23 protein-coding genes and 1 pseudogene are annotated in these 19,833 nt (G+C 36.5%); 7 read left to right on the forward strand and 17 right to left on the reverse strand.

The window, feature by feature from the left end:
- Nucleotides 1-108: 108 nt before the first annotated feature.
- The 4 genes from AC0IWE_RS02435 to AC0IWE_RS02450 form a co-directional block, all read right to left on the reverse strand.
- Entirely contained in the window at nucleotides 109-639 is a 531-nt protein-coding gene (locus tag AC0IWE_RS02435) for a DUF4251 domain-containing protein (RefSeq protein WP_463492414.1), read from the reverse strand.
- A gap of 96 nt (nucleotides 640-735) precedes the next feature.
- Nucleotides 736-1,371 (reverse strand): hypothetical protein, encoded by a 636-nt coding sequence (locus AC0IWE_RS02440; RefSeq protein ID WP_471791767.1) that lies wholly within the window; start codon nucleotides 1,369-1,371, stop codon nucleotides 736-738.
- A 77-nt stretch (nucleotides 1,372-1,448) separates the two neighbouring features.
- Entirely contained in the window at nucleotides 1,449-1,790 is a 342-nt protein-coding gene (locus AC0IWE_RS02445; protein WP_471791768.1) for a TfoX/Sxy family protein, read from the reverse strand.
- Between the two features lie 2 nt (nucleotides 1,791-1,792).
- Complete coding sequence (locus AC0IWE_RS02450; protein WP_471791769.1) at nucleotides 1,793-2,359, reverse strand: hypothetical protein; 567 nt, start codon at nucleotides 2,357-2,359, stop codon at nucleotides 1,793-1,795.
- Nucleotides 2,360-2,476: 117 nt separating this feature from the next.
- Here AC0IWE_RS02450 and AC0IWE_RS02455 point away from each other — a divergent pair, with 117 nt between their 5' ends.
- From AC0IWE_RS02455 to AC0IWE_RS02470, 4 genes are all read left to right on the forward strand, one after another.
- Complete coding sequence (locus tag AC0IWE_RS02455; RefSeq protein ID WP_471791770.1) at nucleotides 2,477-3,085, forward strand: ribonuclease HII; 609 nt, start codon at nucleotides 2,477-2,479, stop codon at nucleotides 3,083-3,085.
- A 170-nt stretch (nucleotides 3,086-3,255) separates the two neighbouring features.
- The gene (locus AC0IWE_RS02460; protein ID WP_471791771.1) at nucleotides 3,256-4,311 is read left to right on the forward strand and encodes a glycosyltransferase family 4 protein; all 1,056 of its coding nucleotides are present in this window, start codon (nucleotides 3,256-3,258) and stop codon (nucleotides 4,309-4,311) included.
- 271 nt (nucleotides 4,312-4,582) lie between these two features.
- Entirely contained in the window at nucleotides 4,583-5,662 is a 1,080-nt protein-coding gene (gcvT, locus tag AC0IWE_RS02465) for a glycine cleavage system aminomethyltransferase GcvT (protein WP_471791772.1), read from the forward strand.
- A gap of 84 nt (nucleotides 5,663-5,746) precedes the next feature.
- Nucleotides 5,747-6,463 (forward strand): 2-phosphosulfolactate phosphatase, encoded by a 717-nt coding sequence (locus AC0IWE_RS02470; RefSeq protein ID WP_471791773.1) that lies wholly within the window; start codon nucleotides 5,747-5,749, stop codon nucleotides 6,461-6,463.
- 16 nt (nucleotides 6,464-6,479) lie between these two features.
- Here AC0IWE_RS02470 and AC0IWE_RS02475 read toward each other — a convergent pair whose 3' ends face one another.
- The 4 genes from AC0IWE_RS02475 to gldB form a co-directional block, all read right to left on the reverse strand.
- On the reverse strand, nucleotides 6,480-7,397 hold the full coding sequence (locus AC0IWE_RS02475) for a hypothetical protein (RefSeq protein ID WP_471791774.1): 918 nt from the start codon (nucleotides 7,395-7,397) through the stop codon (nucleotides 6,480-6,482).
- 70 nt (nucleotides 7,398-7,467) lie between these two features.
- Nucleotides 7,468-8,262, reverse strand: a complete 795-nt coding sequence (locus tag AC0IWE_RS02480; protein WP_471791775.1) for a M12 family metallopeptidase — start codon at nucleotides 8,260-8,262, stop codon at nucleotides 7,468-7,470.
- Nucleotides 8,263-8,577: 315 nt separating this feature from the next.
- Nucleotides 8,578-9,348, reverse strand: coding sequence for a patatin-like phospholipase family protein (locus tag AC0IWE_RS02485; protein WP_471791776.1), 771 nt, complete (start codon nucleotides 9,346-9,348; stop codon nucleotides 8,578-8,580).
- 88 nt (nucleotides 9,349-9,436) lie between these two features.
- The gene (gene gldB / locus AC0IWE_RS02490; protein WP_471791777.1) at nucleotides 9,437-10,471 is read right to left on the reverse strand and encodes a gliding motility lipoprotein GldB; all 1,035 of its coding nucleotides are present in this window, start codon (nucleotides 10,469-10,471) and stop codon (nucleotides 9,437-9,439) included.
- 30 nt (nucleotides 10,472-10,501) lie between these two features.
- On the opposite strand from gldB, the gene AC0IWE_RS02495 reads away from it, so the two are divergent.
- A complete protein-coding gene (locus tag AC0IWE_RS02495; protein ID WP_471791778.1) occupies nucleotides 10,502-11,176 on the forward strand; it encodes a porin family protein in 675 nt (224 codons plus the stop codon).
- Nucleotides 11,177-11,237: 61 nt separating this feature from the next.
- A complete protein-coding gene (locus AC0IWE_RS02500; RefSeq protein ID WP_471791779.1) occupies nucleotides 11,238-12,878 on the forward strand; it encodes an NAD+ synthase in 1,641 nt (546 codons plus the stop codon).
- Nucleotides 12,879-13,023: 145 nt separating this feature from the next.
- Here AC0IWE_RS02500 and AC0IWE_RS02505 read toward each other — a convergent pair whose 3' ends face one another.
- From AC0IWE_RS02505 to rsmI, 7 genes are all read right to left on the reverse strand, one after another.
- Entirely contained in the window at nucleotides 13,024-13,440 is a 417-nt protein-coding gene (locus tag AC0IWE_RS02505; RefSeq protein ID WP_086548955.1) for an OsmC family protein, read from the reverse strand.
- An 89-nt stretch (nucleotides 13,441-13,529) separates the two neighbouring features.
- Nucleotides 13,530-14,051: a signal peptidase II gene (gene lspA / locus AC0IWE_RS02510; protein WP_055908564.1), complete on the reverse strand. Its 522-nt coding sequence runs from the start codon at nucleotides 14,049-14,051 to the stop codon at nucleotides 13,530-13,532.
- Between the two features lie 28 nt (nucleotides 14,052-14,079).
- The gene (locus tag AC0IWE_RS02515) at nucleotides 14,080-14,304 is read right to left on the reverse strand and encodes a hypothetical protein (RefSeq protein WP_471791780.1); all 225 of its coding nucleotides are present in this window, start codon (nucleotides 14,302-14,304) and stop codon (nucleotides 14,080-14,082) included.
- On the reverse strand, nucleotides 14,264-14,995 hold the full coding sequence (locus AC0IWE_RS02520) for a nitrilase-related carbon-nitrogen hydrolase (protein ID WP_471791781.1): 732 nt from the start codon (nucleotides 14,993-14,995) through the stop codon (nucleotides 14,264-14,266). Before AC0IWE_RS02520 ends, AC0IWE_RS02515 begins: the two co-directional genes overlap by 41 nt.
- Nucleotides 14,996-15,072: 77 nt before the next feature.
- Nucleotides 15,073-15,696, reverse strand: a complete 624-nt coding sequence (locus tag AC0IWE_RS02525) for a hypothetical protein (protein WP_471791782.1) — start codon at nucleotides 15,694-15,696, stop codon at nucleotides 15,073-15,075.
- A gap of 108 nt (nucleotides 15,697-15,804) precedes the next feature.
- A complete protein-coding gene (locus AC0IWE_RS02530) occupies nucleotides 15,805-16,458 on the reverse strand; it encodes a PH domain-containing protein (protein ID WP_055908557.1) in 654 nt (217 codons plus the stop codon).
- A 37-nt stretch (nucleotides 16,459-16,495) separates the two neighbouring features.
- Nucleotides 16,496-17,209, reverse strand: a complete 714-nt coding sequence (rsmI, locus tag AC0IWE_RS02535; RefSeq protein ID WP_471791783.1) for a 16S rRNA (cytidine(1402)-2'-O)-methyltransferase — start codon at nucleotides 17,207-17,209, stop codon at nucleotides 16,496-16,498.
- A gap of 98 nt (nucleotides 17,210-17,307) precedes the next feature.
- Here rsmI and serS point away from each other — a divergent pair.
- Nucleotides 17,308-18,582 (forward strand): annotated as a pseudogene (gene serS, locus AC0IWE_RS02540) (serine--tRNA ligase).
- Between the two features lie 103 nt (nucleotides 18,583-18,685).
- Here serS and AC0IWE_RS02545 read toward each other — a convergent pair.
- Together AC0IWE_RS02545 and AC0IWE_RS02550 are read right to left on the reverse strand one after the other, a co-directional pair.
- Nucleotides 18,686-19,000: a hypothetical protein gene (locus AC0IWE_RS02545; RefSeq protein ID WP_055908547.1), complete on the reverse strand. Its 315-nt coding sequence runs from the start codon at nucleotides 18,998-19,000 to the stop codon at nucleotides 18,686-18,688.
- A 98-nt stretch (nucleotides 19,001-19,098) separates the two neighbouring features.
- The gene (locus AC0IWE_RS02550) at nucleotides 19,099-19,785 is read right to left on the reverse strand and encodes an SIMPL domain-containing protein (protein ID WP_471791784.1); all 687 of its coding nucleotides are present in this window, start codon (nucleotides 19,783-19,785) and stop codon (nucleotides 19,099-19,101) included.
- Nucleotides 19,786-19,833 lie beyond the last annotated feature (48 nt).

Consider the following 19,833-nt stretch of genomic DNA (forward strand, 5'->3'; position numbering starts at 1 on the left):
ATCGTCATTGCTGAAAGGCTTTTTCAGCCTACGAAGCAATCTTTATAGCAGGGCTCGCCAGCATGAAGATTGCTTCGTCGTTCCTTCTCAGCAATGACGATCTACATATTAATCCTTTTTCTTCGGTTCGTCTAAATAGCCGTTAAATATAATCGGTTGTTTATTAACGCTACTTGCTGTTAATGAAGCATAACCATTGGTAGAAATATTGATGGTAAAGCGATAGTTTTCTCTTTTTACATCCTTGGTATTGATCTGGATGGTATAAGATCCTTTTTTATTTTTCGATTCTGTGTAGGTAAAATCTTTTGATGTAAATTTAATCCCTCCCTGGCTCGGATCTATCGGCGCAGTATAAGATCTTCCGTAATAAGGTAAATATGCCACAACACTATCTTTAGTCACCCGTACATCGTATTGTGATCCCGATAGGTTAATGGTTGCGCCCCCTTGTCCGCCAGGCATCATCGTTAATATTTTGCTAATATCGTTATTAGACATCGGCATGGCGGAGTTGGCAATAAAAGTATAATTTTTGTCGGCTACAATTCTGACTGTAGTTTCTTTATTGGTTTGGGCAAAAGATTGAAATCCAAGCAAAAGAAAGGCAAGGCTCAATATTAAATTTAAACGTTTCATAATGTGTGTTTTAAATGTGTAACAATTTAAAGATGCACAAACTTGAAAGATTCCATAATGGTGCCAAAAATGGAATGTAACGTAAATTTAAGGAATTTACTCCTGATATAAAGGGTTGCTCTTATCCGAATGACTGGATTTGTACAAAGGATTACTTTTCTCTGTTTCCGTAGCACCAAGAGCGGTGAATTTATAGTTTCCGACAGAAAGATTATTGAGTTCTATTTCGCCATTTTCATTCGTAATAACCGTAATTAAACTGCCACCCGGATTTTTCCCACCTTTCACAATTATACCACCAATTGGCGAACCCGCTACCCTTGAGTTTGGGTTGGTGGAAGGAACAGTAATGATAAATTTATAATTTCCTGAAGTTTCATTGTTAAATTCTATTTCCCCGTTTTGATTGGTAACCAGGTTTATTGCGTTCCCTCCGGCATTTTTACCACCTTTAACCACAATACCACCTATGGGTTGCCCGGCTGCAAAACTTATCTCTCCGGTTATTACATCCAGTTTGCCTTTGATGGATTTCATAATACATGGAAAATGCGATTCAGGGTAATTTAATTTGCAATAATCACAGTAATGCCCTTCAGGCGCAGCTGTTTTTAATTGTTGTGTATTTGTTTCTTTAATATCTGAAGTTTGCGTGGTCGATCTTTTAACCTGAGCCAGAAGAGTAAGTGAAATAGATAGCAGAAATACCGCTACAGCAGCTCCTTTTTTCATAAAATTTGATTAGAAAGATAAAATTAATCAAAAAATATGGATTTGCCAGTTTCGGCCTTATTTACAGGTTAGCTGCTTTATTTCTTTTTTGAAGCTTTCGCCAATGGATTAAAGGATAATGCAAGGTTTACCCAAAAATCGAGTTCATCATTGCGGACCAACACATCTTCTGATACCGAAACATAACCTTTCATTGGTCTATCACCCATCACCATCTGCTGCCAGCCATCTTTATCAGATAAATTTTCTAAAATATTGGGATCAAGCCTCACCATCATACTTTCTTTAGAAACACCAATGCACATTTTGCCGTTCACCATAAAAACCAATCCACTGAACATCTCTTTTTCTTCAACATCTGGGATATGCATTAAACGTTCGGCAACACGCAGGGCGAGGGTTTCGTTGTAAGCTCTCATAATTAATCCGTATGGTCTATTGATACAAATTTGATTCCTTTTGATGTGAAGAAATTTTTGAGGATACTGAATTTTTCAGTGCAGTTTTCTCCCACTTTTATTTTTTCTGAGCTAAATTTCATACGTAGGCAATCGAAGCAGATTTCGATATAAGCGATTACTTTTCTCTGATTGTTAAAGAATAAGATGGCATTGTGGGGGTCATAGCAGGACATCCTGTCTTCAATCACTCCATACTTTTTAGATTTATAACCATAATTAAAAAGTAAATCGGTCAGTTTATTAATGTCTGCTTTGGATAATCTGATTTCCTCCTTTACCATTCCCGTATCTAAAATTCCTTTTTTAACTGGCAGATGGCTTGAAAATTCGGATACTGTATCTTGAAAAGATATTAAAGAAATGAGTACTGTCTGGTTAAAAGGATAAAGCTGTTGCCTTTGGGAAGGACTATATTTATCTCTATGTACACATTTAGAATTGTACTCCATTAACTTTGATTCCTCCTCTATTGAAAGATTTTTTAGAGGACCAAACTGCGCAATCACCGAATGACTGATAAATAACATCCATATTACGTTAAGAAATTTGAGCATATAGTAAGTACAGCGTGATGCAGGTTCAATTAAAACAATTTAATCTTTTAAGATTCCTTTCGCAAATAATAAATTAATTAAATTTGCAATATGTTGTTAAACTGCTATCAGGAAGAATTATTAGAGGCTGGGTGTGATGAAGCTGGAAGAGGTTGTCTCGCTGGTCCTGTTTTTGCCGCGGCGGTTATTTTACCAAAAGGCTTTGTGTTGGAAGGATTAAATGATTCGAAGCAGTTATCTCATGAAGAGAGAGACCTGTTACGGCCAATTATTGAAAAAGAAGCTCTGGCCTGGGCTGTAGCCTCATGCGATCACGAAGAAATTGACCAGATTAATATTCTAAATGCTTCATTTCTGGCTATGCACAGGGCGATAGAAAAATTGCATACCCAACCAAAATACCTGGTAATAGATGGCAACCGTTTTAAAACCTATCCCCAAATTCCACATAGCTGTATTGTTAAGGGCGATGGCAAATATTTAAATATCGCCGCGGCATCTATATTGGCCAAAACACACAGGGATGAATATATGACTAATCTGCATATTGATTATCCCCATTACAATTGGCAGCAGAATAAAGGATACCCAACAATAGCACACCGCAGAGCCGTGATAGAAATCGGCTTATCGCCTTTTCACCGCAAAACTTTTAACGTGAGCGATCCTCAATTGGAACTGTTTTCAAAAAACGCCTAAATTTTCGTATTTTCACAACATTGTGAAAATTCTGTTGATTACTAAGCGGGTTCCCTTTCCGCCAAATAGTGGTTATCCCATTGTGGTTTACAATACCATAAAAGGCTTGCTGCAACTTGGTGCAGATATTACTTTGTTTAGCCTTAACCCAACAAAAAGGAAAAATAGATATGGAAGATATCTATGATCCTATTTTTGAACAGATTAAATACCATACCTACGATTTAGATACCGAAGTAAACGTATGGTCGGCATTTTTTAATATTTTCACTAACGAATCTTATAATGTTTCCAGGTATTACAGCGAAGATGCCGCCCGTCAGTTAGAAAATCTCCTGCGCGAAAATGCATTTGATATTATCCAGTTTGAAGGCCTTTTTGTTGTTCCCTATTTAGATGTAGTAAAAGCAAATAGCAATGCGAAGTTAATTTACCGTGCGCATAATATCGAATTTACACTTTGGGAGCGACTTTCACATTCAGAAAAGTTTCTAATACGCCGAAAGTACCTCGCCTTTTTGGCACAAAGGTTAAAAGCTTATGAAACTGATCAAATTAACCGTTTTCACCAAATTTTTGCCATTTCTGAGCCCGACCGCCAAAGTATACTGATGTTTGGCTGCGAAGTGCCCATGACAGTTTTTCCTGTTGCCATCGATTTAGAAAAATACAAAGTAGATAAAAGTAAAACAAGTTTTCCAACACTTTTTCATCTGGGGGCTATGGATTGGCGTCCGAATCAGGAAGGATTAGAATGGTTTTTGGATGATATATGGCCCGATATTGAGAAATTAAATAAAGATCTCCGCTTTTATATTGCAGGGAAAAACATGCAAAAACATTTCTTCGAATACGATTCCGAAAACCTTATTGTAGAAGGAGAGGTGTTTGATGCCGTAGAATTTATGAACTCTAAAGCCATAATGATTGTCCCTTTAATTTCAGGAACCGGCATGCGGGTAAAGATTATTGAAGGTATGGCCATGAAAAAATGCATTATTGCTACCACTACAGCGGCAGAGGGTATTAATTGCAGGCACGGTCATGATATTTTGATTGCAGATTCTGCAGATGAATTTTACCGGTCAATATTACAGTGTATCATCAATCCAAAACGCTGGATGGAAATTGGTGAAAATGCACGCAAAACGGTAGAAAATGACCACGGTGTTCATTTAATCTCTAGCAAAATGCTGAAGATTTACGAAGAATTGGTGAACGCGTAGCAATAACAAGAGTTTACAACTTTTCTATGCATTTAGAAAGAAAAGTTGTCTACTCTGGAAATTTCGTAAATAGATGCTGAAATAGGTTGAGCATAACGATTACGAGAAGAATTCTGCTAATAAACTCCTTAAAATTAACCTCAAAATTTTGTCTTTTTCTTAGTAGTTTTGCCACCCAGAAAGATTAGGCTGGAAAACCTTTATTCAAAGCCTAATGCGTTAAATAAAATACATCAAATAGCTTCATTATCATAAAAAAATAAACTTACGGATGAAAAACACCGCATTAACAGAAAAACACATCGCTTTAGGCGCTAAAATGGTTCCATTTGCAGGTTACAATATGCCTGTTACTTACGAAGGTATTAATGCCGAGCATGCAACTGTTCGTAATGGTGTAGGTGTTTTTGATGTAAGCCACATGGGCGAATTTATCCTTAAAGGTGAAAATGCACTGGATCTTATTCAACGTGTAACCAGTAATGATGCTTCTAAATTATATAATGGCAAGGTTCAATACTCCTGCCTACCAAATAAAGATGGCGGTATTGTAGATGATCTTCTGGTTTATAAAATAGACGATAAAACTTATATGTTGGTGGTGAATGCCTCAAACATCGAAAAAGATTGGAATTGGATTCAACAGTTTAATTCGAAAGGTGTAGAAATGCATAATATTTCCGATCAAACCTCCCTTTTGGCTATTCAGGGGCCGAAAGCTGCAGATGCCTTACAAAGCTTAACTGATGTAAATCTGGCTTCAATGGAATATTACACTTTCGTAAAAGGTACTTTTGCTGGTATAGATAACGTGGTGATTTCTGCAACAGGTTATACTGGAGCTGGTGGTTTCGAGATTTATTTTGAAAATGAATATGCTGATCAAATCTGGGATGCCATCTTTAAAGCTGGTGCACCATACAATATTCAGCCAATCGGTTTAGGTGCCCGAGATACCTTACGTTTAGAAATGGGTTTCTGTTTATACGGAAATGATATTGATGATACCACTTCGCCAATTGAAGCAGGTTTAGGCTGGATTACCAAATTTTCTAAAACCTTTACCAATTCTGAGGCGTTACTGGCACAAAAAGAAGCGGGTATTCAAAAGAAATTAGTTGGCTTTGAAATGATCGATCGAGGTATTCCACGTCATGATTATCAAATTGCTGATGCTGAAGGAAATATTATTGGTAAAGTAACTTCAGGTACGCAGGCCCCTTCATTGCAAAAAGCAATAGGTATGGGTTATATCGCTAAAGAATTTACTAAAGAAGGAACTGAAGTTTTTATTTTAATCCGTAATACGCCAATTAAGGCTAAAGTAGTTAAGTTTCCTTTTTATAAATAAGATTTGAGACAATAGATATGAGATTTGAGACGGTTTGACCGCTAAAATCTCATATCCCATATCTCACACCTCATATCTCACTAAATGTCAAAAAAAATAGAAGTTTGTTTAACACCAGCCTTGATCGATTTATATGATATCGAGGAAAGTATTGTGGTGGTTATCGATATTTTAAGGGCTACATCATCCATCACTTATGGAATAGATAACGGAGCTGAGGCCATTATTCCTGTTGCCAACGTGGAAGATTGCTTAACGTATAGCGACAGTGGGTTTTTATTGGCTGCAGAACGAAATGGTGAAGTAGTAGAAGGGTACGATTTCGGAAACTCACCTTTTTCATACACCAAAGAAAAAGTAGGCGGAAAAACTGTTGTTTTAACAACTACAAATGGTACAAAAGCGTTGCATCTGGCACAGAAAAGAGCTTACCAGGTAATTATTGGCTCATTCTTAAATCTTGATGCACTTTGCGATTACCTGAAAATTCAGGATAAAAATGTGCTTTTACTGTGTGCCGGATGGAAAGATCAGTTTAATTTAGAAGATACTCTTTTTGCCGGAGCGGTAGTGAGTAAACTGCGACAGAATTTTGAACATTTCGATGATTCTAGTGTAGCTGCTGAAGATTTATATTCACTGGCAAAAATAGATTTACGAAAATACCTGTATAAATCTTCGCATAGCCATCGTTTAGCCCAATTGAATATTGAAGAAGACGTGGTTTTCTGTTTGCAGTTAAATCTTTGCAAAGCAATACCTGTTTTAGATGGGGCACGTTTAGTGGCCTTAAAGCATTAAAAGCACCAAAATGGGGCTAAAAGCTAAAGTTTAAGCCGAGCAAAACCGCGTTTTTTCTAAAATTTGCGCCGTTAAATTGGGTTTCTTCAGTAGGTTGCGTATTAAAATAGGCTTTATCTACGCCAGAATAAGTTTTAATATTATTTAATTGATAGTCGAGCTGCAAACCTAAACTTTTGTTCAGAGGGACAGAAAGATTTACATTTCCACCTAGTGCGAAGGAATTTGCCTTATGCGTAAAGCTTATTGGTTTTGCAAAGTCAGGAATTAAATTCCAGTTGGCTTTTGCCGAATAATTGTAAAATCCAGCTAAAATTGTTGCACCGATACTGAATTTTTGTGTTTTAAAAATAAATTCAGAGCCAAAATCAAAACCTTTATATCGTGCCTGATAAGTAGAATTTAAACCTTTGCTGTCTGGATTGTTTGCGCTTTCCAAAAGATAAAATTTTTGCTGATTGTACGATACACCAATAATCGGTTTAATGTTAAATTGCCCAAATGTTAAAAGCTGGTAGCTAAATTGTAAATCAGCATTGTACAAGTATCCTTTATTAGCATTTAGCAGGTCGAAATAAAATGCATTTTGCCTGTTATCATCTGCATAGTCGGTATCTTCTGCATCACCTTTGGTAATATTACTATACTGGTTGTTTACCTTAACGCTTAGCCTATTGGTGATGAGGTATTTTACATTTAAGCCAAAACCTGGTCCTTTAAGATTTTTCCAAATCAACTCTGACAATATATTCGGATTGGTTCCGGCAGTATTTCCTGCAATAGACCAATCGAACCTGGCCTGTTCTATGCCAACATATGGCTTTACTTCCCATTTATGCAACACATCTTGTGCAAACGAAACCTGGTAAGAGAGGATAAGAATTAAGCAGGCAAAAAATGGTTTTAAAGAAAAGTTTCGCAAAGCGATAGACATATTTTTTTCAGTTTATACAAGCAAAATACACATAGTGGTGATTTAAACCACTATGTGTATTAATTATTTTTTAAAATGGATATACTGTAGCGATAAATGACTTATCAGTTGGTGATAATACGGTATTCCATCCCACTTCGAAATCACCAATGGTTAATTCGTTTGGAACCGAGTAATGCATAATCGAACTTTTGTCGTAAGCACTATAGTTGGTTTGTGTTGTGCTGTATTTGGCAAATAGGTTGTTATCAACATCAGCCTGGCTCCAATAATTCGGTGCGGCAGCATAATAAGCGTAAACTGCTGGTTTATCCCAAGGGATGGCTACCAATGGGTGTTGGTGCTCATGGATTAAGCCTAAAGCATGGCCAAATTCGTGAATTACCACACGGCTATACTCCGAATCTGCTGTTGTTGCGGTTAACCAACCGTAATTCATGGTGGCACCGGTGCTTGGAGTCGATTTACCGATGTAAGACCAAGATCCATCACCACTAACAAAACTTACCCTAATTTTGGCAGTGTTATCATTGGTTACAAAGTTGAATTTTATATTGGCATAAGTTTCCCACTGTTTTGCAAACTGAATTACTTTGGCACGGATTGCCGCTGTGCTTCCGTTTAAACTTACTTTAATTGTGGTTCCTGGTGCCCATTTTGTAGATTTTAAAACAGCACCCCTTGGAGTAGTACCATCCAAAGATCTTTCTGTACAGATTTTGATATCACCAAGTGGATTAACAGCTGTTATTTCTGGTTTATCTAAGTTTGTTATTTCTGTTGGTTTCTCTTTTTTACAGGCAAATAATACTGTGGTTAACGCTAATGCAGTTAAAAGCGTTTTGTTTGATTTTAAGAATTTCATGGTTTAGGTTTTTAGGTAAAAATTAATGATCTTTTTCGGTCTGAAACTCAAGTTAGAAAATCGTAAAAACAGGAATTCTTCTTTTTTGGAAAAGAATAATAAGGTTGAAAAACATAGATAGAATTTAGGATGATTGGCTCTGCATTTGCAAAGTATAATCCTAAAATAGAATAATATTACATCAACACCAAGAGAATTGTAATATTTTTATTGCATAAGTGTATATTATACACTTTATAAATTTGTAACAAATATAAATATATGTGTATTATAAATACTATATTTCATCCGATAATGAAATAAATATCTGAATGTTTATTTAGTTATTAAATCGGAGATAACCGGGCTGCTTTTGATTGTAATTAAAGCTTCTTCATGGGCTAGCCAATAAATATCTTCAGCACGTTTCATATCGAAGGTACTAATGGCGCCCAAACCTTTTGGTTCAATTAAAACATTGCAAAATTTCGCTTTTCTTTCCATGTCGTGGTTGATTGACATGATACCGGCGCGACCCATTAAATTGGTTATTCCGGTAATTTTATCAACAGGTTTGAGGTGATTACACGATGATCCAATAATGAAATCGCAATCTTCCATTAAAGGTTCTACAGGAAAATTATTTAAAATGCCGCCGTCTACATACATCTGACCATCAATCATAATGGGTTTAAATATACCTGGGATGCAGCTCGAAGCATGAATAGCCCTAATTAACGGGCCTTTGGTAAAATAAACCAATCGGCCTTCGCTAAAGTTTACTGCCGCAATGGTTAAAGGTATTTTTAACTTTTCAATTGTATTGTCGGGAAAGTATTCTTTTAAAATTAATGAGGTATTTTCAATGTTAATCAAACCCAAAGAGCCTACTGCAGGTCTAACAAAACGCCATAATTTTGTTTTTAAGAAAATGCTCAAACCTTCTTCCGGATCTATTCCTGCAGCAAAAAAAGCTCCGGCAATTGCTCCAGCACTGGTTCCGCTAATGTGACTAAAGGTAATGCCTAAATTGCTAAAAGCTTTTAAAACACCTAAATGCGCTATTCCCCTTATGCCTCCGCCTGATAATACAATGCCAACTTTCATAGATTTACTTTGGGATAATTGTTTAAAACTGCTTGATTGTGTAATTGTATTTAACCTGCGTACATAAATGAACTATTAAAAAATGCAGTTACTTCTGTTGTTTAGGTTTGTATTTCGATTGTGTTAAAATTTTTTGTGCATCCTGATCGGCCATTAATTTTTGTAAAGTAACTTCAGGGTGTGCTTTCATATATTTTCTAACAATTTGCCAACCCGTCCAAACACCCAATTTTGGTGCCGAATCTCTATTCTCTCCTAAACCTGGAGTAAATGGACCTTCTGATAAGAATACCTGAATCTTCTGGTAATCCGTTTCATATAAATAATTGTTCTCCAAAAAATATGCCCAAATATCCCCCTCAAAATTTTGTGCCCAATCCAATTGTTGCTGAGTGTATCCAATTTTTGTAGAGTCGCTCGTGTTTTCAGGTAAAACCTGGTCTAAAAAGTACAAAATCTTTCCCTGAAAAATCATTTTAGAAAGCAGGGTCCTGTTTTCATCAGGTTCGGCAAAAAGTTCTTCGTGTGCAAAGGTTTCTGCCACGCGTGGTACAATATATTCGGGAGCAAATCTCTTTGAAAGGTATAATGGAACACTTTGCACAATGGCCCTGTAAAATTTGCTGTCTTTGCCAAGAAACATATCTAAACCGATACCCAGGTAATTATCGCCCACAGGCATCTGATAAGCAAAACCCGATGCAAAGGAAATAAACCTAGGAATTTTTGCTTTTGGATAGTAATATTTGATGTATTTAAAAGTTTCATTTAGTCCTTCTTCTTGAGCCTTTAAATTTGGAAAAACGCTGTCAACTTCTTTGCTTAAATCCGTATAGGCCTGATCGTGGTACAAATTGGCCAACGATTCGGTATTTGAATATTTGCTATCGAGGATTCTATGAATAAAGTCGTCATAAAATACACCATATTTCATGTTCAACTGCTTATCTACATCAATAATATTTTTGTTTTTGCCTGTAAATAGCTCGTTATCAAATCGTTCTATTTTGATATTTACCTGTATATTACTAACATCTGGCCTGTTGTTTTGCTTGCAGGAAATAAATGCGATGGCAAAAAGAAAAATTAGATAAATTTGCCAGTGTTTTACGTTATACATCATGTAGAACAAATATATATAATCAGCTATAGCATGAAAAGAATATCGACCATTTTAATTTTATCTCTATTAACTATTGGTGCCTGGGCGCAAAATTCTCCTTTAACCAGCTATGGTTTTAGGTTGGGCTTAACCGCTACGCCAATTTTTGGATGGATTAAACCTGAACAAGGAAAAACCGACGGTTTAGCATTGGGTTTTTCTTATGGATTGATCGGCGATTTTAACTTTGCACCAAATTATAGTTTTTCTACTGCGTTAACCATTACTTCAATTAACGGTAAAAGCACGGAGGCTAATGTTTTGCCATATTATGCAGGCGGTACCAGTACTGCCCCTAAAGCTTACGATTTAAAGTATAAATTACAATATGTAGATCTACCCTTAACTGTTAAATTAAAAACGGTAAAGGCCGATGGTAAGCGTTGGTACGGTCAGTTTGGTTTGTCTAATTCTATTAATATCAGTGCTAAACAAGATGCTGTAACCGGCGGTACTACTGTTGGCGATAATCAAAATGTATCAGATAATATCAAACTTTATCGCGCCGGATTAATTATTGGTGGTGGTGGTGAATTTGATATTTCTGGCAATACCAGTATTGTAGCTGGTTTAACTTTTAATAACGGCTTTACTAATATTGTATCGGATAAAGGCAGGAATGTTAAAAATCACTACCTGGCACTTAATTTCGGTGTTTTCTTCTAATCGGAGGAAACACATATGCCGCCTGATACAATCCCTTTATAACAAAAACTAGATAAGCAAAATGAAAATAGCACTGGCACAACTCAATTATCACATCGGAAACTTTGAGCATAATACCCAAAAAATAACTGAAAATATCCAATTGGCGAAAAATAAAGGTGCTGATCTTGTTGTTTTTGCTGAGCTGGCTATCTGTGGGTACCCACCAAGAGATTTTTTAGAATTTGATGAGTTTATAATACATTGCGAAACCGCTGTGGAGGAAATAGCCAAACATTGCACCGATATTGCCTGCATTGTTGGTTTGCCGATTAAAAACGAGGTATTACAAGGTAAGGATTTGTTTAATGCGGCCTATTTTATTGAGGCAGGAAAGATTAAAGCGGTGGTTAGAAAGGCACTTTTACCAACTTACGATGTTTTTGATGAATACCGTTATTTCGAGCCCGCCACCCAATTTAGCTGTATTGATTTTAAAGGGAAAAAGATTGCGCTAACCATTTGTGAAGACTTATGGAATATAAATGATAACCCATTGTATGTATCCAATCCGATGGATGAGCTGATTAAAGAGCAGCCTGATGTGATGATCAATATTGCAGCATCGCCTTTTTCTTATACACACGATGATGAACGGATACAGGTATTGGCGGATAATGCGAAAAAGTATAAACTTCCGGTATTTTATGTAAACCAGGTTGGCGCACAAACTGAAATTATTTTCGACGGTGGATCGATGGTTTTTGATGCAGATGGAACAATGAAAGCCGAGATGAAATATTTTGAAGAAGATCTTCAGGTTTTTGATTTGGAAGAAGTTGAAAATGTACGAAACAAATATCCTCAACTGGAAAGAATGACGGATATTGAGCAGATTCATGATGCGCTGATTTTAGGAATCAGCGATTATTTTAAGAAATCTAGTTTCAGTAAAGCCGTTTTGGGTCTTTCTGGCGGGATAGATTCGGCTGTGGTTTGTGCATTAGCTTGCAGGGCATTAGGGCCTGAGAATGTGATGACGGTTTTAATGCCATCAAAATATTCTTCTGACCACTCTGTACAAGATGCCCTGGATCTGGTAAATAATATTGGTTGCATGCACGAAATTGTGCCGATTAAAGATGCAGCTGAAGCTTTTGATCAGATATTGGCACCAGCTTTTAAAGGCATGCCTTTTAACCTTACAGAAGAAAACATCCAGGCCCGTATCCGGGGAATTATTAATATGGCCATGAGCAACAAATTTGGTTATATTTTATTAAATACCTCCAATAAAAGCGAGTGTGCGGTAGGTTATGGTACTTTATATGGCGATATGTGTGGTGCGATAGGGGTAATTGGCGATGTATATAAAATGCAGGTTTTTGAGTTGGCAAAATACATCAATAAAGAAAGAGAAATTATTCCGGTTAATACGATTGTTAAACCGCCATCAGCGGAGTTAAGACCTGATCAAAAAGACTCTGATTCACTTCCTGAGTATGAAATTTTAGATAAAATATTGTACCAGCATATCGAAAAAAAGCAAGGCTCGAAAGCCATTATAGCCCAGGGTTATGATGCAGAATTAGTTAAGCGCATTTTAAAGATGGTCAATATCGCTGAATTTAAACGTTATCAAACGCCACCAATTTTAAGGGTATCGCCAAAAGCATTTGGTATGGGCAGAAGAATGCCAATAGTAGGTAAATATATGGCTTAAGTTATTTAACGGCCTAATTATTAGGTTTGATTAAGCTGTAAACTGAAAACCGGGAAACTGTGTGAAGAAAATCGTCAGCTTATATTATTTTTTCATAATGATAAACCTCGCATGTTTTTCAAAACCTGCGAGGTTTAAAATTTATTTATGCTAAAGTAGCATCAACAGTAATCGTTGTATTTAATAATTTAGAGATCGGGCAGTTTTTTTCTGCATCAGCAACCAGTTCATCAAATTTTTCTTGTGTAAGATTAGGTACAGAAGCCGTTAAAGTTAAATGAGATTCTACAATTTCACCTTTTGATGGATCAAGGTTGATTTCGCATTTTGTTTCTAATTTATCAGCTGTAAATCCTGCTTCGGTTAAGTTTGCAGATAATTTCATCGTAAAACAGCCTGCATGTGCAGCAGCAATTAATTCTTCAGGATTGGTGCCAACACCCTCTGCAAAACGAGAATTAAAAGAATATTGTGTGTTGTTTAATGTAGTGCTTTGGGTAGTAATATTGCCATTACCTTCTTTAATAGAACCTTGCCATACGGCTGTTGCATTTCTTTTCATGATGGGATTTTATTTTTAGATTGTTTAACACCTAAAGATAAAAATATGTTTGTTTAATGGTAGCAATTCTTTGTTAAGAAATGATGCTATTACTCAGTCTCTGCTTCTGTTGGCTCTTCTTTAACCATTTTACTTCTAAAAGATTGAAAAAGTAGTATACCTACACCGATCATGATCGAAATATCGGCAAAATTGAACACGCCTGTTTGAAAAAGGTATAAATCCAGGTGCATAAAATCCGTAACTGAGCCATGTACAATCCGATCGTAAAGATTTCCGATACCACCACCAATTAAAAAGCAGATCGCAATTTGCATACTTGCAGGAAGGTTTGGTTTAGCGAATAAAAAATACAATCCGTAAGCTAAAAATAGCAATGGTAAACCTGTTAATATTATAATTCTGAAGATGTAAGGCATGTTGTCGCCTAAACTTAAAAAAGCACCACTATTTTCTACTTTTGTGAGTGTAAAACGGTCTTTAATGATACTGATGTGTTCATAATCTGAAATCTCGGTTCGTACAATATTCTTTGAAATCTGATCGCAACCAAAATTTAGCGTTAGCAGTAATAATAAAACAGACCACCGAAGGCTTTTAAAATGTTGCATGTTTTTATAATTGAAGTTTATTGAAGGGTTATTTTTTTACCCATTTTTTATAAGGAATAATCAAGGCTAAGATCACGGCTAAAACGCTAAATATTTTTGCAATGATATCGCCACTTTTTACATAAAAGGTGATGTCGTCATTAAGGTTCACGTTGCCTTTGATAGCCGTTCTTGTCCACCATTTGGTACGCTGCGTAATATCACCACGTTGATTAATGAAACAGGAAATTCCGGTGTTTGCAGAACGGGCCACATCGCGATGGGTTTCTATGGCTCTCGAGTTTGGCGTACATCATGTGCTGATCTTTGCCCGAGGTATTTCCCCACCAGGCATCGTTGGTTATCACTGCAATAAATTGGGCACCATCTTTAACCGATTGTCCGATCCAATCACCCCATAGGCTTTCATAGCAAATTACCGGCGCAACCCCAATTCCACTTTGTGCGTAAAGCACATCCGGTTTTTCCTGCCATCCCCACCCATCAACAGCACCGCCCAATTGTGCAAAAACAACATCTAAAAATGAAAATACTTTCGGGAAAGGCATTTTTTCTACACCAGGTACCAACTTGGATTTATGGTAAAACTGAACATCAGCAGAATTTTCAATCTGCATGGCCGTATTGAAATGATCAACGTAAAGGTTCGCCTGCGAATCGTATCGCGCAGAAAGTGTTTTTTTATCCGGATAGATTTTAATGCTTTCTATCCCGGTTATTAATGTCCCGTTTTTATATTTACCAATGAAGTTTTGTAAGGTACCAAAAGTTGTAGTTTCACGGATCCGGTCTTCATTGTCGTAACTTGGTATAGCCGTTTCTGGCCAGATAAAATATTCGGTGTTGGTTTGCCCGATCGAATCGGATAATTGTGTTAATATTTTAACCTGCTCCAAAGGAGGAATATTCTCTAGCTTTTGATAAGGATCAATATTCGGTTGCACCACTACTACATTACTTGGCGTCCCTTTTTGTTCTGCCGTAAAGTATTTGGCTAATGAAATGCTGATGGGAATAATTACTACTGAAACCCAAATTCTGTGGTTCTAAACCTTAAATAACCGTTTTGTGATTTAAAATTCTTATAAGCTTCAAAAGCCAGGATATTACTCACTAAAATCCATAACGAACCACCATAAATGCCAGTATAATCATACCATTGGGCAAGCTGATGCATGCCCGCCAGGCCATTTCCTAGAGTCATCCAGGGGAAAGCCAGATCCCAGGTTTGTTGAAGGTATTCTAAACCAATGTAAAAGGCAATTAAACCGAGGTAAGCGATTTTTTTATTTACGTATTTGCCCAATCGGTAATATAACCAAAAAGCAAAAGTCATTAAAAGTGCACCTAAACCATAAGGAATTAAAGAAACCGGTATGGCTACCAAAGGTCCGTTATAGGCACTTATGGCATTATAAACCCAGTAAGTTGATGCTGTATTCCAAACTAAAAAAGTTAAGCCAGCTGTTAAGAAAATCCTTTTTCCCTGTTTTTTTTCCGGATTGCCCGAAATAGAAGTTAGCGCAATAAATAATGGTACCAAACCGATTAACAGCAAGGGTGTGGTAAATGGCATTGGTGGCCAGGCGAGCCAAAGTAAAAATGCACTTAAGAGGGCGAGGAGGTAAGTTTGTTTTTTGTTCATTTTTGCTATTTTTCGCCGTTTTACGCCCTGTCATGCTGAATTTATTTCAGCATCTTTTAAATAAACTCTTATTAAGATCTAAAACAAATTCAGGATAACGGATTTGGTTTACAAACTATCTAAAATATTGGCCTTTTTAGCTTCGTATTCTTCCTGGGTAATCAGGTGTTTATCGTACAACGTTTTAAGCTTACGTAATTTTAATGTGGTTTCATCTTCAGGCTCTTCTACAACTTCAGCAATCTGAATCACTGGTTGTTCTGGCTCAGGAGTGGGCTCATAAGCAGGAATTTCGGCAATGGGTTGCGCATTTAAATTAATCGGGGAAGAAGTTGCACGGTTTTCTTCCAGTTTTTGTTGACGGAGCAATTCTTTATATTCTTCCAATTGCTGATTTGCGGCCTGATGCAATTTGCGGGCCTGTACTTTTGGGATAAATTCGGTTACAATATTTTCGCCATGTTGTGGCACACAGATAAATTTAGAACCAAAAAATTCTTCCTTAAATGATACTTCTTTAATGCTTTTCCACGAAATATCTTTAAAGTTCATGGTCAAACCTAAATTGCCAGGTTCGCAGTAAAAAATGCGTTTATTCGAAATCGCAATGCTATCTGGCAACAAATTTACCGCAGGTTTTTTTTGTACGGCCAAATATAAAAGTTCTTCGCCTGTGGTTAAAAGGTCGTTTAATTTTCCAATAACTTTTTCAACCGCTTTTGGGTCTTGTTCGTCACTCAGAAATCTATCTATGCTAATCATAATGTTTTTAAAATTGTTGTGTGGTTACGTTTAAATGCTATTCTTCAGCATCATCATATTTGTTTTTGCTTTTAATATTGGGTTTCCCCGCTATGCAAATTACAAATTCTCCTTTTAAAGTATTGTTTTCGAAATGTGATTTTATTTCTACCAAAGTACCGCGAACGGTTTCCTCGAACATCTTGGTCAGTTCCCTGCTTACTGATGCCTGCCGATCTGCCCCCAAATATTGGGCAAACTCTTCTAAAGTTTTTAATAAGCGGTGCGGACTTTCGTAAAGTATAATGGTACGGTCTTCTTCTGCCAGTTTTTTAAATTTTGTTTGTCTTCCTTTCTTAACAGGTAAAAATCCTTCAAAACAAAATGCATCAGCAGGTAAGCCCGAATTAACCAAAGCAGGCACAAAAGCCGTTGCACCTGGCAGGCACTCTACAGCAATATCATTTTTTATAGCTTCGCGTACCAGGAAAAAACTCGGATCAGAAATGGCAGGTGTTCCGGCATCAGAAATCAAGGCAATTTTTTGCCCTTCATTTAAAAACTTAATGATTTCGGAAGTTGCTTTATGCTCATTATGCTGATGATGTGAGAAAACTCTCTTATCAATACCAAAATGTTTAAGCATTGGCGCACTGGTACGGGTGTCTTCAGCCAGTATTAAATCACATTCTTTTAATATACGGATTGCCCTAAAGGTCATATCCTCCAAATTGCCTATTGGCGTTGGTACGAGAAATAGTTTGCCATCCATATTTCAGTTTGCAGTTTACAGTTAATGGTTTGCAGTTTTTTCCAAACTCCTTACCCCAAACTCCAAACTCTTGCTATCTTTGCTTAAAAAATTAAATAATGCTGCAAGTTAACTATATCCGCGAAAATAGAGAGAAAGTTTTAGAACGTTTAAGTATCCGTAATTTTAAACAGCCAGAACTGGTAGATGAAATCATTAAAATTGATGAAGACCGCCGTTCTACACAAACTTCGCTTGATAATATTTCTGCTGAGGCTAATGCAGCTGCCAAACAGATTGGCGATTTAATGCGCACAGGTAAAAAAGAAGAAGCTGAAGCGATTAAGGCACAAACTGCTTCTCATAAAGAAAGCATTAAAAACCTTGGCGATAAACTTACCGAGTTGGAAACTGCCCAACATAATTTAATTGTTCAGTTACCTAATTTACCTTATCATTTGGTAAAACAAGGTTCTACTGCCGAGGATAATGAAATTGTTTTAACCCATGGTGAACCCGCACAATTGCCTACCAAAGCTTTGCCACATTGGGAACTGGCAGCTAAGTACGATATTATTGATTTCGAACTGGGTGTAAAAATCACGGGTGCAGGTTTTCCGGTTTTATAAAGGGAAAGGAGCACGGTTACAACGTGCATTAATCAATTTTTTCCTGGATCATGCTACGGCTGCAGGTTATAAAGAAATGCAGGTACCTCATTTGGTTAATGCAGCTTCGGGCTTTGGAAATGGGCCAGTTGCCAGATAAAGAGGGACAGATGTACCACTCAACTGTTGATGATTTATATTTAATTCCAACAGCCGAAGTTCCTGTTACCAATTTGTACCGTGATGTAATTGTAAAGGAAGAGGATTTGCCGATTAAAAATACCGCATATACGCCTTGTTTCCGTAGAGAAGCAGGTTCATATGGGGCGCATGTGCGTGGTTTAAATAGATTACACCAGTTTGATAAGGTTGAAGTGGTTCAAATTACCCACCCGGATAAATCTTATGAAACTTTAGAAGATATGAGTCTGTATGTTCAGTCTTTACTGAAAGAACTTGGTTTACATTACCGTGTGCTGCGTTTATGCGGTGGCGATATGGGCTTTACTTCTGCCATGACCTATGATATGGAGGTTTGGAGCGCAGCGCAAGAGCGTTGGTTGGAAGTTTCTTCTGTATCTAATTTCGAAACTTACCAGAGTAACCGTTTAAAATTGCGTTTTAAAGGAAAAAAAGGAAAAGCACAGCTTGCACATTCATTAAATGGAAGTGCGTTGGCCTTACCGCGTATTGTAGCTTCAATTTTAGAAAATTATCAAACAGAAGTATGGTATTAAAATTCCTGAAGCTTTAGTAAAATATACAGGTTTTGATATTATTGATTAATTGATAAATCATTACAGCAACGACGATATTCCTCATAAAAAAAAGCTTTGCAGTAGTGCAAAGCTTTTTTGTTTTTTATAGATAGATGAGTGTTGTGTATTGATTATAAAATCAAGATCAATAATAAAATGATGATGATAATTGCACCAACTGAAAGGTAAACACCTCCAGAAACTGCACGGGCCTGGCCTTTTAATTCTCTTAACTCGCTACGTAATGCTTTACGTTCTGCTTTAGTTAAGTTCGATTTGTCCATGTCTCTGATTTCTTCAACACGGGTTTTAATTTTTTCAAGTTTTACAGCTTGTTCTGCAGTTAATTCTGTTGGGTTTTTTGCAGGTTTATCAGCCGCCTGAACTGAATTAAAACTAATTCCCAAAGCGAAAATCAAGGCTAACGTGTAGATGAATTTTTTCATAATATCTAATTTTTTAGTGTTCAACCTCTACCTAACAAAAAACCTACCAAAATGTTCCGGTAGGTTTTAAAAAAGCATTAATTTAACTGTTAAAATTGTTATTTGATCTCGAAAATGGCATTTACTGTAAAATTCAGCTTTATTTTTTTGAAATCGATTTCTGGTGCTTCTGCTGCATCGGCCATTTCAGCTTTCATTGCAAAATTTCTGTAAACAGGTTGTATCACATTGTCTCCACCATCCTGTATTTCAATTACACCACCTAATTTATCGCCTAAAGCTTCTACCATGTAAGCAGCTTTCTCTTTTGCTGATAAAAGTGCCTTAACTTTAAGCTCTTTTTTTAACGTTTCAATTTTAGAGTAATCGTAGCTTTCGATATTGGTGTTTGCAATTCCTTTGGCATCTATTGATTCTAAAATTGAATTGAATTTGTTTAAATCGCTAACTTTTAAACGGTACTGTTTGCTTGCTAAAAAATCAGGATTTTTCTTTTTCTCAGTAGCGTAGTTCCAGCTGCTTAAATTGCTAATGGTTAAGTTTTCTTTTGCAATGCCCGCTTTTTGTACTGCTGCAAACAATTGTTTCTCTAATTCTGTAATGTCTACCTTTTTCTTTCCGTTTAAATATTCTTTTAAGGAAATACTGATGTAAATAATATCTGGGGTAACTTCTGTTTCAGCTGTTCCGCTTACGCTAATTTTTCTGCGTAAATCTACTTGTTGAGCCATCGCTGATGATAAACCTAAAAATGCAACCAGTGCAAATGCTATTAACTTTTTCATATCTATTTTTCTTTGTGTGTACTGTAATGATGTGAAGCGTACACAAAT

The sequence above is a fragment of the Pedobacter sp. AC402 genome, assembly GCF_979252805.1.

Excerpts from the sequence above, each read along its gene's own strand:
- AC0IWE_RS02435 (WP_463492414.1), bottom strand. The coding sequence starts at position 639 with ATGAAACGTTTAAATTTAATATTGAGCCTTGCCTTTCTTTTGCTTGGA.
- AC0IWE_RS02440 (WP_471791767.1), bottom strand. The coding sequence starts at position 1,371 with ATGAAAAAAGGAGCTGCTGTAGCGGTATTTCTGCTATCTATTTCACTT.
- AC0IWE_RS02445 (WP_471791768.1), bottom strand. The coding sequence starts at position 1,790 with ATGAGAGCTTACAACGAAACCCTCGCCCTGCGTGTTGCCGAACGTTTA.
- AC0IWE_RS02450 (WP_471791769.1), bottom strand. The coding sequence starts at position 2,359 with ATGTTATTTATCAGTCATTCGGTGATTGCGCAGTTTGGTCCTCTAAAA.
- AC0IWE_RS02455 (WP_471791770.1), top strand. The coding sequence starts at position 2,477 with ATGTTGTTAAACTGCTATCAGGAAGAATTATTAGAGGCTGGGTGTGAT.
- AC0IWE_RS02460 (WP_471791771.1), top strand. The coding sequence starts at position 3,256 with ATGGAAGATATCTATGATCCTATTTTTGAACAGATTAAATACCATACC.
- gcvT (WP_471791772.1), top strand. The coding sequence starts at position 4,583 with ATGAAAAACACCGCATTAACAGAAAAACACATCGCTTTAGGCGCTAAA.
- AC0IWE_RS02470 (WP_471791773.1), top strand. The coding sequence starts at position 5,747 with ATGTCAAAAAAAATAGAAGTTTGTTTAACACCAGCCTTGATCGATTTA.
- AC0IWE_RS02475 (WP_471791774.1), bottom strand. The coding sequence starts at position 7,397 with ATGTCTATCGCTTTGCGAAACTTTTCTTTAAAACCATTTTTTGCCTGC.
- AC0IWE_RS02480 (WP_471791775.1), bottom strand. The coding sequence starts at position 8,262 with ATGAAATTCTTAAAATCAAACAAAACGCTTTTAACTGCATTAGCGTTA.
- AC0IWE_RS02485 (WP_471791776.1), bottom strand. The coding sequence starts at position 9,348 with ATGAAAGTTGGCATTGTATTATCAGGCGGAGGCATAAGGGGAATAGCG.
- gldB (WP_471791777.1), bottom strand. The coding sequence starts at position 10,471 with ATGATGTATAACGTAAAACACTGGCAAATTTATCTAATTTTTCTTTTT.
- AC0IWE_RS02495 (WP_471791778.1), top strand. The coding sequence starts at position 10,502 with ATGAAAAGAATATCGACCATTTTAATTTTATCTCTATTAACTATTGGT.
- AC0IWE_RS02500 (WP_471791779.1), top strand. The coding sequence starts at position 11,238 with ATGAAAATAGCACTGGCACAACTCAATTATCACATCGGAAACTTTGAG.
- AC0IWE_RS02505 (WP_086548955.1), bottom strand. The coding sequence starts at position 13,440 with ATGAAAAGAAATGCAACAGCCGTATGGCAAGGTTCTATTAAAGAAGGT.
- lspA (WP_055908564.1), bottom strand. The coding sequence starts at position 14,051 with ATGCAACATTTTAAAAGCCTTCGGTGGTCTGTTTTATTATTACTGCTA.
- AC0IWE_RS02525 (WP_471791782.1), bottom strand. The coding sequence starts at position 15,696 with ATGAACAAAAAACAAACTTACCTCCTCGCCCTCTTAAGTGCATTTTTA.
- AC0IWE_RS02530 (WP_055908557.1), bottom strand. The coding sequence starts at position 16,458 with ATGATTAGCATAGATAGATTTCTGAGTGACGAACAAGACCCAAAAGCG.
- rsmI (WP_471791783.1), bottom strand. The coding sequence starts at position 17,209 with ATGGATGGCAAACTATTTCTCGTACCAACGCCAATAGGCAATTTGGAG.
- AC0IWE_RS02545 (WP_055908547.1), bottom strand. The coding sequence starts at position 19,000 with ATGAAAAAATTCATCTACACGTTAGCCTTGATTTTCGCTTTGGGAATT.
- AC0IWE_RS02550 (WP_471791784.1), bottom strand. The coding sequence starts at position 19,785 with ATGAAAAAGTTAATAGCATTTGCACTGGTTGCATTTTTAGGTTTATCA.